Origin of the sequence: Paenibacillus sp. IHBB 3054 (assembly GCF_051594305.1) — a bacterium.
In the GTDB taxonomy this organism is placed as follows: domain Bacteria; phylum Bacillota; class Bacilli; order Paenibacillales; family Paenibacillaceae; genus Paenibacillus_AQ.
This window is the reverse complement of sequence record NZ_JBOFBG010000041.1, coordinates 52,385-67,820: the sequence shown is the minus strand read 5'-3', so window position 1 is coordinate 67,820 and position 15,436 is coordinate 52,385. Positions and strand designations below refer to the sequence as shown.

17 protein-coding genes are annotated in these 15,436 nt (G+C 52.7%); 6 read left to right on the top strand and 11 right to left on the bottom strand.

Features of this window, described 5'->3' with window-relative positions; translation table 11 throughout:
* Positions 1-114: 114 nt before the first annotated feature.
* The gene (locus ACQ76X_RS29730) at positions 115-312 is read right to left on the bottom strand and encodes a cold shock domain-containing protein (RefSeq protein ID WP_019911834.1); all 198 of its coding nucleotides are present in this window, start codon (positions 310-312) and stop codon (positions 115-117) included.
* 172 nt (positions 313-484) lie between these two features.
* Between ACQ76X_RS29730 and ACQ76X_RS29725 the strand changes: the two genes are divergently transcribed.
* The 6 genes from ACQ76X_RS29725 (at position 485) to ACQ76X_RS29700 (ending at position 5,194) form a co-directional block, all read left to right on the top strand.
* Positions 485-718, top strand: a complete 234-nt coding sequence (locus ACQ76X_RS29725; protein ID WP_036702226.1) for a hypothetical protein — start codon at positions 485-487, stop codon at positions 716-718.
* Between the two features lie 6 nt (positions 719-724).
* Positions 725-895 (top strand): hypothetical protein, encoded by a 171-nt coding sequence (locus ACQ76X_RS29720; RefSeq protein WP_179091794.1) that lies wholly within the window; start codon positions 725-727, stop codon positions 893-895.
* A gap of 209 nt (positions 896-1,104) precedes the next feature.
* Positions 1,105-2,895 (top strand): oligoendopeptidase F, encoded by a 1,791-nt coding sequence (gene pepF, locus ACQ76X_RS29715; RefSeq protein WP_438497375.1) that lies wholly within the window; start codon positions 1,105-1,107, stop codon positions 2,893-2,895.
* An 83-nt stretch (positions 2,896-2,978) separates the two neighbouring features.
* Complete coding sequence (locus ACQ76X_RS29710; protein ID WP_438497370.1) at positions 2,979-3,299, top strand: LapA family protein; 321 nt, start codon at positions 2,979-2,981, stop codon at positions 3,297-3,299.
* A gap of 37 nt (positions 3,300-3,336) precedes the next feature.
* Entirely contained in the window at positions 3,337-4,380 is a 1,044-nt protein-coding gene (locus ACQ76X_RS29705) for a M42 family metallopeptidase (RefSeq protein ID WP_438497369.1), read from the top strand.
* Positions 4,364-5,194, top strand: coding sequence for a hypothetical protein (locus tag ACQ76X_RS29700; protein ID WP_438497368.1), 831 nt, complete (start codon positions 4,364-4,366; stop codon positions 5,192-5,194). The genes ACQ76X_RS29705 and ACQ76X_RS29700 overlap by 17 nt, the downstream gene beginning before the upstream one ends.
* A gap of 95 nt (positions 5,195-5,289) precedes the next feature.
* Here the strand turns inward: ACQ76X_RS29700 and ACQ76X_RS29695 are convergent, their stop codons facing one another.
* The 10 genes from ACQ76X_RS29695 to hemH all read right to left on the bottom strand — a co-directional run bounded on the left by ACQ76X_RS29695 (position 5,290) and on the right by hemH (position 15,433).
* Entirely contained in the window at positions 5,290-5,769 is a 480-nt protein-coding gene (locus tag ACQ76X_RS29695) for a DL-endopeptidase inhibitor IseA family protein (RefSeq protein WP_438497367.1), read from the bottom strand.
* 13 nt (positions 5,770-5,782) lie between these two features.
* Complete coding sequence (locus ACQ76X_RS29690) at positions 5,783-6,262, bottom strand: DL-endopeptidase inhibitor IseA family protein (protein WP_438497366.1); 480 nt, start codon at positions 6,260-6,262, stop codon at positions 5,783-5,785.
* A 203-nt stretch (positions 6,263-6,465) separates the two neighbouring features.
* Positions 6,466-8,406, bottom strand: a complete 1,941-nt coding sequence (locus tag ACQ76X_RS29685; RefSeq protein WP_438497365.1) for an ABC-F family ATP-binding cassette domain-containing protein — start codon at positions 8,404-8,406, stop codon at positions 6,466-6,468.
* A 69-nt stretch (positions 8,407-8,475) separates the two neighbouring features.
* Positions 8,476-9,066 (bottom strand): TetR/AcrR family transcriptional regulator, encoded by a 591-nt coding sequence (locus ACQ76X_RS29680; RefSeq protein ID WP_438497364.1) that lies wholly within the window; start codon positions 9,064-9,066, stop codon positions 8,476-8,478.
* 47 nt (positions 9,067-9,113) lie between these two features.
* A complete protein-coding gene (locus tag ACQ76X_RS29675; RefSeq protein WP_342439547.1) occupies positions 9,114-9,920 on the bottom strand; it encodes a DUF92 domain-containing protein in 807 nt (268 codons plus the stop codon).
* A 73-nt stretch (positions 9,921-9,993) separates the two neighbouring features.
* On the bottom strand, positions 9,994-10,617 hold the full coding sequence (locus ACQ76X_RS29670) for a fumarylacetoacetate hydrolase family protein (RefSeq protein ID WP_438497363.1): 624 nt from the start codon (positions 10,615-10,617) through the stop codon (positions 9,994-9,996).
* 37 nt (positions 10,618-10,654) lie between these two features.
* A complete protein-coding gene (locus ACQ76X_RS29665; RefSeq protein WP_341097624.1) occupies positions 10,655-11,386 on the bottom strand; it encodes a glycerophosphodiester phosphodiesterase in 732 nt (243 codons plus the stop codon).
* A gap of 102 nt (positions 11,387-11,488) precedes the next feature.
* Positions 11,489-12,883, bottom strand: coding sequence for a CapA family protein (locus ACQ76X_RS29660; protein WP_438497362.1), 1,395 nt, complete (start codon positions 12,881-12,883; stop codon positions 11,489-11,491).
* Between the two features lie 136 nt (positions 12,884-13,019).
* On the bottom strand, positions 13,020-14,480 hold the full coding sequence (hemG, locus tag ACQ76X_RS29655) for a protoporphyrinogen oxidase (RefSeq protein ID WP_438497361.1): 1,461 nt from the start codon (positions 14,478-14,480) through the stop codon (positions 13,020-13,022).
* Positions 14,477-15,433, bottom strand: coding sequence for a ferrochelatase (hemH, locus tag ACQ76X_RS29650; protein ID WP_438497359.1), 957 nt, complete (start codon positions 15,431-15,433; stop codon positions 14,477-14,479). The genes hemG and hemH overlap by 4 nt, the downstream gene beginning before the upstream one ends.
* Positions 15,434-15,436 lie beyond the last annotated feature (3 nt).

The following is a 15,436-nucleotide window of genomic DNA, read 5'->3' as shown; positions in this document are numbered from 1 at the left end:
CACAGTTCCCGAAAGAACTGTGTGTCTTGTAAGTTGATGGTTACCACTCTTGCAAGTGCTTTGCCATAAATCAAATATATATTGTGGCTGACAGCTGAACTGTCCGGCCGTTTCTTATAATTTAACTACGTTAGCTGCTTGAGGACCACGGTTACCGTCAGTGATATCGAATTCAACTGCTTGACCTTCGTCCAAAGTCTTGAAACCGTCGCCTTGAATTGCTGAGAAGTGAACGAATACATCTTCGCCGCCTTCTACTTGAAGGAAACCATAACCTTTTTCTGCGTTAAACCATTTTACTGTACCTTTCAAATGAACAACCTCCTAAAAATAGCGCCATATATGGCGTATGCTTACATTATAACCCAACTATTCCTGCAAAGCAATCCATGAATTTCCTATATTAGTGATTTCATTTGCTTTTCCCTTCCCCGGTGCGTTATCATTGAGCCAAAAGCCAAAAATCGCCAGGGTGGTAATGATAATGATCAAAAAACATGAAATATACAAAACAGACAAGTGGAACATGATGACTGTCGAGGTTCAGGGACGCTATATTATTCTCCGTGAAATTTCTGATCAATGGGGAGAAGAAACGCATACCTTTATGAGCCGTCCGGCCATGATGCAATGGGTCAACAACCGGTTCAACAAAGAATCCTATAAAGATAATGAAGAAGAATACAAGAATATCATCGCTGCCTTCAAGCAGGTATAACCGGACATGGATAACGAGAATCTTGTAATATATGTAGTCGTTGTTCTATGCCTTGGAGCTGTGCTGATTATGGGCAGGGACAAGATGCCGCCGCGCATGAAGCGCGGCATGGCCCTGACTGCCGTAATCCTGATTGCCATGGCTTTTGTCTTCATTATTTATAGCTTGTTGGCATAACTTCTGTAAATTGTGCTTAAGCGTTAATAATCAGAATTTGGCAGGGCATACTAAGCCGACTTTAAGATCTAGGAGGCTGCAGTATGTCCTTTCGCGCCAAATCCCTGCCGCTTCTGCTTGCGTTCAGCCTGCTGCCGGGCAACTATTCCGCTTCAGCTGCGCCGCAGAAGATTATGCCTACTACATCCCATCATTCAAGGAGGATTTCTATGGAACAATTATTGAAGAGAAGTGAAGTGCCCGCCGAGAACCGCTGGAAGCTTGAAGATATGTTTGCTTCACAGGAGGAATGGGATGCAGAATACGCTGAAGTTAAAGAGCTGATTAAGAAAACCGCTGATTTTCAGGGAAAGCTTGATTCTTCCGACAAGCTTAAAGCCTGCTTCGAGCTCGATGACCAGCTGTCGCTGCTGACTGAACGCCTCTATGTATATGCGCATATGCGTCAGGATGAAGATACGGCTGCCCCAACCTATCAGGCACTTACCCAAAAAGCGAAAAAGCTTAGTGTCGAAGCCGGAGAAGCTCTCTCTTTTGTAACACCTGAGATTCTGTCCCTGCCGGATGAGACTTTGGACCGGTTCATTGCTGATCCATCCTTGTCGGCTTACACGTTCACTTTGACGGAAATGAAGCGCGAAAAGGCGCATGTCCTGTCCAAAGCGGAAGAAGCCCTGCTCGCCCAGGTCGGCAATATCTCCCAGGCACCGCAGACGATCTTCAGCATGCTGAACAATGCAGATCTGAAGTTCCCCAAGGTCAAGAATGAAGAAGGCAAGGAAGTAGAGCTGACACACGGCAGCTATATCCAGTTCCTGGAGAGCCCTGACCGCGAAGTGCGGCGGAATGCTTTTAAGGCAGTCTATGAAACTTACGGCAAGCAAAAAAACACCATTGCCTCCACCCTTAGCGCAAATGTGAATAAGAACGTATTCTACTCACGTGTGCGCAAGTATCCGTCCGTTCTGGAAATGTCGCTGTACGGTGACAACATTCCAAAAGAGGTATATACCAACCTGATCGACACCATTCACGAAAGCCTGCCGCTGATGCACCGTTACATGAAGCTGCGCCAAAAGCTGCTCGGGGTTGACGAGTTACATATGTATGACCTGTTCGCTCCGCTTGTGGACGAATATAAGCTGGACATTACCTTTGAAGAAGCCAAGAAAATCACCAAAGAAGGCCTGAAGCCTCTCGGCGAAGATTACCTGAGTGTGCTGCAGGAAGGCTATGACAATGGCTGGATCGATGTTTACGAGAATGAGAACAAACGCACCGGCGCCTACAGCTGGGGTTCCTACGGCACCCATCCTTATGTGCTGCTGAACCATAACGACAACCTGAACAGCATGTTCACGCTAGCGCATGAAATGGGCCACGCCCTTCACTCCTACTATTCGGACAATACGCTGAAATACCGGGATGCACAGTACACCATTTTCCTTGCGGAAGTGGCTTCCACAACCAACGAAGCGCTGCTGATGGATTATCTGCTGAACAAGTCGACCGATCCGAAAGAAAAAATGTACCTGCTTACCTATTACGCCGACCAGTTCCGGACTACAGTATTCCGGCAAACGATGTTCGCCGAGTTCGAGAAAATCATTCACCAGCGCGCGGAAGACGGCGAATCGCTTACTCCGCAGGATCTTTCGGCTGTGTACTATGACCTTAACGTCAAATACTATGGCAAAGACATGGTTGTGGACAAAGATATCGAAATGGAATGGGCACGGATTCCGCATTTCTACAACAGCTTCTACGTCTACAAATATGCTACCGGCTTCTCGGCTGCAACCAGCTTTGCGAAGCAGATTCTTGAAGAAGGCAAACCGGCGGTGGACCGCTACCTTGGCTTCCTAAAGAGCGGCGGCAGTGACTATTCGATCAACATTCTGTCCAAAGCCGGAGTAGACATGTCTTCTCCTGAACCGATCCGCGAAGCTATGAGCGTGTTCGAAAGCGTGATTGAGCAAATGGAACAGTTGACCAAATAAGGCAGAAAGCTTAGTATTACATTAATCCCTTGCCCTTTGCGGGCGAGGGATTTATATTGTCATACCGTCTAGGAGGAAATCATATGAAATTGCAATGGTCGCTTATTCTCGGTCTTTTCTTCGCTCTGCTTACTGCTGTGTTCGCAGTCATGAACGTCGATACGGTACCGGTTAATTTCGGTTTTGATGTTGTCAGCATCCCGCTCATTCTCGTCATTCTGGGCTGTGCGCTGATCGGTGGAGTCGTCGTCGGTTCTTACGGCATTTTCCGCCAGTATAAGCTGCAGAAGCAGATTAAAGGACTGACAGCAGAGCTAAACAAGCTGCGTGACGCAGGCAGCCCGCTGGACTCTCTGGGTACACAGCATGACACCCTTTCCGCAGAACACACTACTCAACACTAGGTCTCTATTCCTTAATCATGAACAGGAGGGCTTAACCTTGCTTACCATTCAGCCTAATGAAGACTATATTCTCTCTATTCTCAAAAAACTGCTGGATACTCCAAGCCCCAGCGGATTCACGGCCCAGGTCATGAATCTTGTGGCCGAAGAAGCAGCAGCCTTGAACGTGCCTCTAAGCTGGAACGAAAAGGGTGGCGTTATTCTGACCGTCCCCGGCCTTGATCCTTCGCGCACCATCGGTATCAGCGCCCATGTGGACACCTTAGGCGCTATGGTACGCTCCATTAAACCGAATGGCACGCTTCGCCTCACTTCTGTCGGCGGATTTACCATGAGCAGCATTGAGAATGAATACTGCGTCATACATACCCGTACCGGGTTGACCTACACCGGCACCATTCTGACCAGCCATCCTTCGGTCCATGTCTATCCGGATGCGCGCGATTTCAAACGCGTAGAGGAGAATATGGAGATTCGCATCGACGAACTCGTCTCTACCAAGGATGAAGTACTGAAGCTTGGCATTGCCGTCGGGGACTTCATCTCCTTTGATGCCCGCGCAGTAATTACACCGAGCGGTTATATCAAATCCCGTCATCTGGATGACAAATCCAGTGTGGCCGCTCTGCTCGGCCTGCTGGAAAGCATGAAACGCGAAGGCTGGAAGCCGCTGCACAATCTCTCCCTGCTGATCTCCAATTATGAAGAGGTCGGACACGGAACCGCCTGGATCCCCGGAGAGATCAGCGAGTTCATCGCCGTCGATATGGGCGCCATGGGTGATGACCTGAGCTGCAAGGAGACCGATGTGTCCATCTGTGCAAAGGACTCCTCCGGCCCTTACGACTATGCCATGACCGGCCGCCTGATCGATCTGGCGAACAGTCTGGCCATTCCGTTCGCGGTAGATATCTATCCGCAGTATGGTTCCGATGCCTCCGCTGCGTTAAGGGGCGGCAACAACATCCGCGCTGCGCTGATCGGCCCGGGCGTGCATGCATCACACTCCATGGAGCGTACGCACAAGCAGGCTGTGCTCAATACGGCCAAGCTGCTCGCCGCTTATGTCGGTACAAACTGAAACCGGCAGCAAGCTGCAGCGGATTTTACGGCTCAAACACTGGCTGATTGCCGTTGCGGTGCTGCTCATGCTTATCTTGATTACGGTGATAGCCATTATAATGGCTAAACCGGATATACAGCCTGCGGAGGTCTTTGACGGCCTCCCTCATGCCTACTCCTATCTGGAGGCGGAAACTTCGGGCAAGGTTCAGCTGCACATGATGTCGCTGGCACCGGAAGATATTGTCCTGCGCCCCGCCGGTGCCCCCTTGCGGCAAATCGCCGCATATGGCATTAACGGCGGCTTCTTCTATGGGACCGATCTCCTGTCGATAGCGATAATGAATGATAATCCGTCAAGCGGAGCCCGGGGAGCCTACGGCTCCGGCTGGTTCAATGCCAAATACGCACGTGGAACGATGGTTTGGGATGGCGCAAGCGGCAAGCTGTCGGTGCAGGTTGTTTCTTCCGGCGATGAACTGGAGGTCAGTGACCGCTCCAACTATTGGGCACAGGGCGGGATCAGCATGAATTTGCAGCATGAAGAGCTGTGGACGTTGTCTGCTGCCGCAGAACATCTTCCTAATGCCGATGAGCAGCGGATGCGCTCCGGCCTGGTCTACGATAGTGCAGGCAAGCTGTGGCTGATCGTCACTCCAACGCTCAGTACGGCGGAAGAGTTCCGCACAGCCGTACTGCAACATGTTCCCGGAGAAGGCAGGGAAGGCATCTTCCTTGACGGTGACGGCTCCTCGCAGATGAACGCCGACGAGGCTGTATTGACCGGCGATTCGCGTCCGGTGGTGCAGATGATTGCCGTGGCCGGGGGCTAATAGACCGATTAGCAATTTAAAACATGAAGGCAGGCTCCGTCAGCGGAATCGGACTGAGCCTGTTTTTTTATTGTGCAAATCAATTTTAATCCATTTTACCGGCAGGGTTGATACCTTGGATCGCCGAATTTATTACTCCGGTCCAGAATCGTGAGCCGCTCCCCGGACCTGGCGATCAGGTAACGGATGATTTCAGTTCCTTCATCTGTATCTACGTCAAAGGACAGGTTGGCTGTAACCCTAAGTCTAGTTGATGTACGACTCGTAACCCGAAGTCTCCGGGGATAGTACGGCAGGGGGCCTGTATCTCCTGCAATCACGTACAATCTTCCATTTCTTGTCACAGTGAGCAGATTACAGAACATTCTATTACTCAAAGCAATACCCCAATATCTTCTGAAATAAGCTAGCACCTTGGCTCTTGTACTGAATCTCAGCGGCAGCCGTAAATATTCCCTTCCGTCCACAATGATTACTCTGTTAGTATCAGCCGAGTAAAACACTTCAACCCAAACCGACTCCGCATTTTCTATAAACCTTTTCAATTCTCTGACAGACTGAGTTATTCTTGGCATAACATCAACTCCCTTACCGACATGGTAGATAACGCGGATCCGTATTCTTTTTATCCCGGTTCAGAATCGAAAGCCTTTCCCCCGATTTGGCAATCAGGTAACGAACCCTTTCGATCTCTTCATCCGTTGTTTCGTCGATGGACAAAATAGCTGTAACTCTGATTCTCGTTGCAGTCCGGCTTGTTACTCGAATTCTCCTGGGAATGGATGGAATCACCCCAGTATCGCCCACGATCACGTAAAGCCTGTTGTTTCTTGTTACCGTAAACAAATTGCAGAACATCCTGTTGCTCATCGCAATTCCCCAGTAGCGCCGGAAATAAGCTATCACCTTAGCCCTTGTGCTGAATCTCAGCGGCAATTGCTTATACTCTGTTCCGTCTACGATAATCACTCTGTTGTCATTGGCAGAATCATACACATTAAACCAAGCCATTTCGGCAGCAGCAATAAAAGCCTTCAGCTCACTGGAAGTCTGGGATATTCTCAGCATCACATCTCCTCCTCCTTATTACTGTATTACGGCCAGCGCAATTGGAGCGGGTGATAGACTACATAGGTTAAGAGAATTTATCCTCTGTAAAATGAAACGATAAACTTTCATAGCCGCATATCAAAAAGCAAGCCGACCTCCGTTAGCAACGGAAGTCGGCTTGCTTTGTATGTTCATCTTATTCTCTTACCTGATCCCGGATCTTAAGCTTTGCCGGCGATTCGCTCTGCCAGCTCGTTCAGATACGTCCAGCGCTCCATCAGGCGTTCCAGCTCTGCTTCGCCTTGCCGCTGCTGGTTTACAAGCTCCTGCAGCCGACCAGAGTCGGCAAAAGCGGCTTCCATCTGCGCGGTTATATCTACCAGATGCTGCTCCGCCAGCTCGATTTGCTCGTCGATCCCCTCATATTCCCGCTGTTCCTTGAAGGTAAACTTCAGCTTCTCCCGGGCTGGAGGGGAGGTCTGTGCATTCTGGCTCTGCTCCGGGGCAGAACTGCGTTTGCCCGCACCTGCTGCTTCGTCTTTGCCATTATCACTGCGGACAGTAACGTTCTTCGCCAGCCACTCCTCATATTCACTGTAGTCACCGACATGCAGCCGGATCTGCCCGTTTTCAAAGGCGATCAGCTTATCCACCGTACGGTCCAGAAAATAACGGTCATGTGATACAGTGAACACTACGCCGGGAAATTCGTCCAGATAATCCTCCAGAACGGCGAGCGTCCCGATATCCAGGTCATTGGTCGGCTCGTCCAGCAGCAGCACGTTGGGCGCCCCCATTAGTACACGAAGCAGGTAGAGGCGTCTTTTCTCGCCGCCGGACAGCTTGGAGATGGGCGTCCACTGCATTGCCGGAGGGAACAGGAAACGCTCCAGCATCTGTCCGGCCGTTATGACGCTGCCGTCAGCGGTGCGGATGATCTCCGCCTCTTCCTTTACATATTCGATCGCCCGCATGGTGTCGTCCATATCTTGATGCTCTTGTGTAAAGTAACCCAGTTTGACCGTCGCACCCAGCTGAACCTCGCCGCTGTCCGGCTGAAGTTTGCCGGCAATCAGGTTAAGCAGTGTCGACTTACCACTGCCGTTCGGACCGACAATCCCTACACGGTCCTGCGGTACGGCGATATAAGTCAGATCTTTAATCAGTGTCCGGCCGTCCAGCGCTTTGGTAAGATCCTTCATTTCAATGATTTTGCGGCCCAGCCTGGTCGAAGCCACGGAAATATCCATTGCTCCAGCCGAAGCGCCGCCCTGGCTTTCCTTCAACTTCTCAAAGCGGTCGATTCGTGCTTTCTGCTTCGTGGACCGTGCTTTGGCTCCGCGGCGAATCCAGGCCAGCTCTGTGCGCAGCAGATTCTTGCGCTTCTGCTCGGCCGACGCTTCCCGCTCCTCACGGTCCGCTTTCAGCTCCAGGAACCGCGAGTAGTTCGCTTCATAGCGGTACAGACGCCCTCCGTCCAGCTCCAGCATGACACTGGCTACCCGTTCCAGGAAATAACGGTCATGTGTAACCATCAGCAGCGCTCCGCGCCGCTTCTGCAGATACTGCTCCAGCCAAGCCACAGAGTCAGTATCAATATGGTTGGTCGGCTCATCCAGAATCAGCAGCTCGGAAGGTGTAATCAGGGCGGCCGCGAGCGCTACACGCTTGCGTTGCCCCCCCGAGAGCGTCTCCATCAAGGCCTCAAAACGGGTGATGCCGAGCTTCGTCAGCACGGTTTTGGCTTCACTCTCCAGATGCCAGGTTCCGGCGGCATCGATAGATTGCCCGATCCGCACCAGTCTGCCCTCCAGTCCGGCGTCGCCGGGGTTCTTCTCCAGCAGGGCCATAATCTCCATATATTCACGCATGGTAGCAAGCTCAGGATCATCTCCTGCAAATACCTGCTGCAGCACGGTATTACCTGGTTCATAGGGCGGATTCTGCGCCAAATACTGCACCCGCACACCGTTGCCGATTGCGATTTGTCCTTCGTCGGCGGTATCCAGCCCGGCGATGATTTTTAAAAAGGTCGATTTGCCTGTTCCATTCACACCGATGACACCAATCTTGTCCCGGTCATCCATACCAAACGATGCATCACGGAACAAAATTTTCTCTCCATAACTTTTGGAAAGATGTTCCACGGTCATAATATTCATACGCTGTCCTCGCTTGCCTTATATTTTCATTACCGGATTTATGCTGCCTTAGTTGACCCTATTGGCCGTTTAATAGGCATTCTCCGCATTCAGACTGCCGATTGCCCCGTGAATAAACAGCGCCGCAGCAAATTTTGCCCGCTTATACGCGTCCTCTTCCGTAAAGGAGGGTTGAAACAGAATATCCATCTTCAGCCGGTCCAGCATCCCGATATAGGATTGAGCCATCAGCTCCGGTTCGGAGGCCTCGCCTTCCAGGAGCACCTTCACCACGGCCTGCATATATTCCTCCATAAAAAGCGCCATATAGGCCACCAGCTCCGGGTTGTTGTTGGGAGCCCGGAAGAACAGCTTAGTGTGCTGCTTGCGCTCGTAATAATACATCAGATGATGTTCTGCGATCACCGCCAGTTTCTCTGTCGGAGCTGTACAGTCCTCCAGCTTGTGCTCAAGCTGCTGCATGAAGCCCTCGCAGTCGCGGCGGGTGACAGCCATAAACAGCTCTTCCTTGCTTTTAAAATATAAATAGACTGTACCCTTAGCGATTCCCGCATGTTCCGCTACTTCGGACATTTTCGTCTCGTAGAAACCTCCTGAACCGAAAAGCTCATAAGCGGCATCCAGAATGGCAGTATGCTTGTGATTTGCTGCACTGCTCATCCGGTTCACCTCCTGACTATATGGCGCATTGCTGTATTATTGACTTTCTAACTGGCTGTAAAACCGATCAGCAGCGCGGCAGCGCCGCCGATGACCGAACTGAGCGCATTAACCGCGTCGTTGTCCATCCAGCGCCAGCCCCGGGCATACACCGTGGGCTGACCACAATGCTGCGAGGCTTCCACCTCGCGGCCGCATTTGGTGCAGCGGTTCATCCGCTGCACCGTAGCGCCCAGGATCGAGTCGGCGAAAGCGCCGGCGAGACCGCCCACAAGTCCGGCGAGCGCAAGCCGCAGGAAGGAATGGTCCGGCATGCCGGAGGCCGCCCGGAGCGCCCAGGAGGCAACTCCAATGAAGGCTCCGCCTGCGGCGGCGGCCAGAGTGCCCGGCAGCGATACGCCGCCGGAGGTTCCCGCCTGGAGGATTTTGCCCGTGAGCACCGACCGCGGAGGTTTCTTGGACAGCGTGCCAATTTCCGTGGCCCATGTATCCGAGGTCACGGTTGCCATTACGCCGATAAAGAGAAATCCCCAAATCTCCAGGGGATAAATGGCATTCAGCAAGACGAGCAGCATGCCCATTCCGCCGTTGGCAAACACTTGCCCGGCATCCCGGCGACCTGTCTTGTCATACGTCAGCTCCAGTTCGGCCTTATTCTCATGGTGAAGTTTGGATAACATACTGGAAGAGATGAAGAACAGCAGCAGGATGCCGAACCAGAAGGCATTTCCGGCACCAAAATAAATGGTCCCCATAACAACCGCCGCCAGCATGCCGGACAAGCTCAGCGACTGTTTGGCATAAGCCGCTCCGGCGACCAGCAAAGCGCCGCAGGCACCGATCACCCATAACATAGATTCAACTCCGCTTCTGCAAGAATAAGCATCTTCCGGAGACGAATCTCCGGAAGACGAAGACTGATTAAGGTTAACCGATCAGGCAGGTGCCCATTAGCTTCTCGCCCCAGTACAGCTCAAAGGAATCGCCTGAAACAACCGGACCTACACCGGCAGGGGTACCCGTGAATATCACATCATCTTTGCCAAGCCCGTAGCGGGCGGCAATAAATTCAACAATCTTTTGCAGCGAGAAAATCATGTTCTTCACATTCCCGCGCTGCACTTCCACGCCATTCTTCAGCACGATGAAATCTGTTGCTTCCAGCTCCTCCTGCTCGGGAAAAGCAATATAAGGGGTGAGGGGAGCAGCGTTCTTGAAGCCTTTGGCAGCCGTCCATGGCAAACCTTTCTTCTGCAGATCATTATGCACGTCACGCAGGGTGAAATCCAGGCCGAGCGCCATGACATCCACCAGTTCCTCCACGCTCATGCCCGGTACATAATCACGCGCGATGCGCAGTACCAGTTCACCTTCATAGTGAATAAGTCCGGCATCCTGCGGGAGATGAATAATGGCCTTATCGAGAGATACCGCTGCATGGGAGGGCTTCAGGAAGATCAGCGGCTCCACCGGAACCTGGTTTCCCAGCTCCTCGGCATGTAATTTATAATTGCGTCCAACGCAGTATATGTTATTAATATCTGCACACATTATAATCAGCTCCTTTTCCCGTCAATTGGTAATGTCTTTAAGCTTTCAGAAAAGTTTCGCCCCAGATATCCGGACGGTTCGTACAGATCATAATATCGGAATGCATTTCAGCCAGGCGGCGCATCTCCTTCGCCTTGTTCACCGTCCAGGCCATCGTTTTGACGCCGCGTTCGGCAAGCAGCTTCGCCAGCCCCGGATTCAGCCTTGCAAAGCTGATGGACAGAAAGGAGCAGTCCAGCTCCTTCAGCTTACGGGCCGGATCACCGGTTCTGGAATCATAAATCAGACCGGTGCGAAACCGCGGATCCAGCTCCTTGATCCGCTGCAATGCCCCGGCATCAAATGAGGTCAGCACAACATCATCCCGCATCCCTTTGGAAGAGACAAGGTCAATGACTGCCTTTTCCAGACCCGGATACATATCACCGCTGGTCTTCAGTTCAATATTCAGGCGCAGCCGTCCGGAAGCAAGCTCAAGCACCTCTTCCAGCGAAGGGACCCGTTCTCCCCGGAAGGCACGCCCTTTCCAGCTTCCCGCATCCAAGCGCCGGAGATGCTCATAATCCATGTTCTTAATCTTGCCGTGTCCGTTCGTCGTCCGGTCCAGCGTAAAATCATGGATGACAACTGGCACCCCGTCCCTGGTGAGCTGAACATCAATTTCCATCCAGCGTACATAAGGCAGAGCAAGCGCCATGCGAACGGCTGCGAGCGTATTCTCCGGTGCTTTTCCGGAGAATCCACGGTGGGCTACACACATGTTTTTCATCATAAGTACCTCCAGCAGAAGTATGGTCTGTCTCCGGATTCCCCCGTTGAATTCTGCAGGGTACCGGTGCGAGCTGCTTACGACTATCTTGTTGGTTTAGCCCTATTTGCCGGCTTGTACGACGGTTCCGTCGTTTCTGATTGTTACGAGTCCTGAAGATAAGGATTGAACTTTATTCAGCAAAAGTTGTCCATTCACATCATTCATAGGCACCGGCTGGCCTAATTCGGCGTCCATCGGGCTCAGTTTCAGCGAACACTCGCCTTTGACAGTGCATTGTGCCTGAAAAACAGCGGTCTCCCAGGTAGCGGGAACCTTGGACCGTGTGAAAATAAAATTGCCTGTGCTGTAAGCGATCCATTTGCCCTTGTACGGCTCTATCCCCTGCAGCACATGCGGGTGGCCACCCATCACCAGGTCCGCTCCGGCATCAATAAAGCTGCGTCCCAGCTCCTGCTGGGTAGCATCATATTGTTCAACCCGTTCCTTCCCCCAGTGGACAACTACAACTACCAAGTCAGCCTTCTTCTTCGCTGCGGCGATGGCCTTCAGCCCTTCTCTGCTGTCATAGACAGAAGCAACACCGGGCTTCTTCGCTCCGGCGATCCAGTCCGTATGAGGAATAACACGCGTGAAGCCAAGCAAGGCTACCCGGATTCCCTGGCGCTCAAAATATTGGGTCGTATAAGCTTCCTTGCTGTCAGCGCCTGCTCCTACATAAGGAATCCCCCGCTTGCTGAGGTTGCTCAGAGTATCCAGCAGACCTTGCTCCCCTTGATCCAGCGTATGGTTATTGGCAAGATTTACCGCATCCACACCGGCTGACTTCAGCGCATCCAAGGCCTCTGGCGCTCCCTTGAACACAAACTGCTTGTTCTCGGCGCTCACACCACCCGTAGTAATCGGTGTTTCCAGATTCACTACGGTGAGATCATCCTTCTTAAACATTCCATTCAGGGCAGAATAGGAATAATCATACCCTTTCTTCTGGAGCAGTTCCCCGACCTTGCCGGCAAAAATGACGTCCCCGGCAAAATTCAGCGTAACTGTGTCCCCGGCATTCTCCGGCAACCCGGAAACCGCATCGCCGGTATTCTTGCCGCCATCTCCGCCATCTCCATCGTCTCCGGAACCTATTGCAGTCTCTGGAGCTCTGCTAGCCTCGGGGGACGGCGTTGCCTCTGCTATATTCTCCTGTGTCGGTGAAGCCTCTGGAGAGGGTTCTGGAGTAGGTTCAGCACTAGCTGTGACCTCAGGAGTTACGGTCGCCGTAGCTTCAGGCTCAGGTGTCACTGCGTCCGGTGAGGGCGAAACTACCGCCTCTGACGGCGGTGGCGGGGCAGCATTCTCTTTGTCGTGATCTCCAATAAAATAATAGGTTAGCATAGCGGTCATCAACAAAAGCAAACTTACGTTGGTCCACGCCCAAACCCTTCTGCGCCGGCGTTTAGGGCTGCGCTTATTGTTCTGTCGTGTGCGTGATCTCGGCGGATACATGGGTACAAACAATCCCCTTTGCCTTTAAATTGGTTCTATTATAACATAACTCATGCTGCTCCCTCCAAAATAGCCGGGCGGGAATTCCATAAAAAAAAACGGTGAAGCGCCACCACCTCCGCTTCACCGTTTGGTTCTAACCTATGGATGCGCCCACAGGTGTGGGCTGCTTGTTCAAGCTTCCGGCTGCGGCTTCAGCCGTCTCCTTGGCCTGTTTGATGCAATCAGGCATCCCGATGCCATCATAGCCGGCGCCAAAAGCGTAGACGCCCGGGAGCTTCTGCGATAGCTCACTGCGCAGCCCTGCGATACGGCCGGGATGGCCGACCGGATACTGCGGCATGGAATGCTTCAGCCGGGTAATCTCCGTGAAGAGCGGCTGTGCGCCCACTCCCATAATTTCCCGCAGATCCTTGCGCACCAGCTCAGCAAGCGCCTCATCCGGCAGCTCAACATTCTGTTCATCGCCTGAACGGCCGACATAACAGCGCAGCAGCACCTTGTCCTCAGGGCTTGTATGCAGCCATTTGGTAGAAGTCCAGGTGCAGGCAGTAATATTGCGCCCTTCCTTACGGGGAACAAGGAACCCCGAGCCGTCATATTCCGTAACGATATCCTTCTTGGCAAAGGCCATTACCACATTGGCTACCGATACATAGTTGACGTTATCCAGTGCGGACACATCCACATGGGGGCGGAGCAGCTCAGCGGCAGCAAAATTCTGCACGGTGACGTATATATCGTCAGCCAGCAGCGTTTCGCCGTTATCCAACTCTACCGCGTAGCGCGGACCGGATTCAGCTGCAGAAGAGCAGACGGTAATACGGGCGGCGCCTGTTCCGGTACGCTGCTCCACATCATGCAGTTCATGAATCAGGGCATGAACCATACTTTGCAGTCCTTTGCGAAAGGTCAGGAAGGCGCTTTTTTTGGTGCCGGTATGCGTCTCGACAGGCTTGCGGCCCGTAGTCATCCCGCGGATAAGACTGCCGTATTGGCGTTCCACCTCACCAAACTGGGGGAAGGTTGCCTGTAGGCTGATCTTGCGCATATCTCCGGCATATATACCGGCAAGCAGAGGTTCGGTCATATTCTCCAGCACCTCAGTGCCAAGACGGCGCTCAATCAGCTGGCCGAGCGATTCATCTTCGCTGCTCCGGCGCGGCGGAAGAACGAAGTCCAGCATCGCCCGCATTTTGCCGCTGAACGACACAAGCCCGCTCTTCAGGAACGGCTTCAGCTCTGTAGGAATGCCTAGAACGAGCCCCGCCGGCATCGGGTGGAGTTTGCCGCGCTGCAGTATGTACGTCTTTTTGGCATTCGGATTGGTGGTGACCAGCTCATGATCAAGCTTCAGTTCCTTGGCCAGATCGCTCATGGCCGTTTTGCGGGCCAGAAAAGAATCCGGCCCTTTCTCAACGACGAAGCCGTCACGTTGCAATGTTTCGATCTTGCCTCCCAGCACCTTATCCTTCTCGATCAGCACAATATCCGGCTGTACGCCGGCTTCCCGGTAGTGTTTGCGAACGTAAAAAGCGGCGCTGAGGCCGCTGAGGCCTCCGCCGATGATGACTACCTTACGGGGTGAACCCGTCATGACTGGTTCACCTTCAGTTGACTGGCTTTTGTGCGCACCACATCGCTTAGGACCGACATATAGGCCGGGTCACTGTTCAGCGAATCGGTGCGCATCAGCCGCAGATCCAGTTCCGAAGCCAGTGCCTGCGCCTCAATGTCGAGGTCATACAGCACTTCCAAATGGTCGGAAACAAAACCGATCGGGGCCGACAGCACGTATTTCACCTGAGCTTCGCCAAGCTCACGCAGCGTATCCAGAATGTCCGGGCCCAGCCAAGGCTCAGACGTTCTGCCCGCGCTTTGCCAGGTAAACTGCCAGGAGGTTACACCGGCCTGCTCAGCGATGGCTTTTGACGTTTCCAGCAGCTGATCCCGGTACGGGTCGCCCATGGCCAGAATCCGTTCAGGCAAGCTATGGGCGCTGAACAATACACGAACTTCATCCCGGGCGGCGCCGGTCTCTTCAAAGAGGTCAAGCTTGGCTGACACTCTGCGGCTGAGCACATCAATCAGCTCGGGATGCAGATGATAGCTCTCCACAAATTCCATGTTGACTCCGCTGGCTTCAGCTTTTTCCTTGGCACGTTTAATGTAGGTTCCTACACTCATTACCGAATAATGGGGGGCAAGTACAATCCCGACCGCCTGGGTGATGCCATCCCGCGCCATAGCTTCAACACCGTCTTCGATAAACGGATGCGCATGCTTAAGCCCCTGATAACACATATATTGAACATCCTCACCGCCGTGGCCGCTGTTGAGCGCCTCCTGCAAAGCCTCCACCTGCCGGTCCGTGTTCTCTCTAAGCGGGAAGACCCCGCCGACAATGGCTTCATAGCGGTCCTTCAGTTCTTTCAGCTGCTCGGCTGAAGGTGCATTGCCGCGCCGGATGTGGGTGTAATAAGCCTCTACGCCCTCCAAACTTTCAGGCGTGCCGTATGACATCACGAGAACTCCGATTTTTGCTGTCACAGA

What these genes read in the sequence shown, in the direction of transcription:
- ACQ76X_RS29725 (WP_036702226.1), top strand. Translation starts at nt 485, where the DNA reads ATGATCAAAAAACATGAAATATACAAAACAGACAAGTGGAACATGATG.
- ACQ76X_RS29720 (WP_179091794.1), top strand. Translation starts at nt 725, where the DNA reads ATGGATAACGAGAATCTTGTAATATATGTAGTCGTTGTTCTATGCCTT.
- pepF (WP_438497375.1), top strand. Translation starts at nt 1,105, where the DNA reads ATGGAACAATTATTGAAGAGAAGTGAAGTGCCCGCCGAGAACCGCTGG.
- ACQ76X_RS29710 (WP_438497370.1), top strand. Translation starts at nt 2,979, where the DNA reads ATGAAATTGCAATGGTCGCTTATTCTCGGTCTTTTCTTCGCTCTGCTT.
- ACQ76X_RS29700 (WP_438497368.1), top strand. Translation starts at nt 4,364, where the DNA reads ATGTCGGTACAAACTGAAACCGGCAGCAAGCTGCAGCGGATTTTACGG.
- ACQ76X_RS29695 (WP_438497367.1), bottom strand. Translation starts at nt 5,769, where the DNA reads ATGCCAAGAATAACTCAGTCTGTCAGAGAATTGAAAAGGTTTATAGAA.
- ACQ76X_RS29690 (WP_438497366.1), bottom strand. Translation starts at nt 6,262, where the DNA reads ATGCTGAGAATATCCCAGACTTCCAGTGAGCTGAAGGCTTTTATTGCT.
- ACQ76X_RS29685 (WP_438497365.1), bottom strand. Translation starts at nt 8,406, where the DNA reads ATGAATATTATGACCGTGGAACATCTTTCCAAAAGTTATGGAGAGAAA.
- ACQ76X_RS29680 (WP_438497364.1), bottom strand. Translation starts at nt 9,066, where the DNA reads ATGAGCAGTGCAGCAAATCACAAGCATACTGCCATTCTGGATGCCGCT.
- ACQ76X_RS29675 (WP_342439547.1), bottom strand. Translation starts at nt 9,920, where the DNA reads ATGTTATGGGTGATCGGTGCCTGCGGCGCTTTGCTGGTCGCCGGAGCG.
- ACQ76X_RS29670 (WP_438497363.1), bottom strand. Translation starts at nt 10,617, where the DNA reads ATGTGTGCAGATATTAATAACATATACTGCGTTGGACGCAATTATAAA.
- ACQ76X_RS29665 (WP_341097624.1), bottom strand. Translation starts at nt 11,386, where the DNA reads ATGAAAAACATGTGTGTAGCCCACCGTGGATTCTCCGGAAAAGCACCG.
- ACQ76X_RS29660 (WP_438497362.1), bottom strand. Translation starts at nt 12,883, where the DNA reads ATGTATCCGCCGAGATCACGCACACGACAGAACAATAAGCGCAGCCCT.
- hemG (WP_438497361.1), bottom strand. Translation starts at nt 14,480, where the DNA reads ATGACGGGTTCACCCCGTAAGGTAGTCATCATCGGCGGAGGCCTCAGC.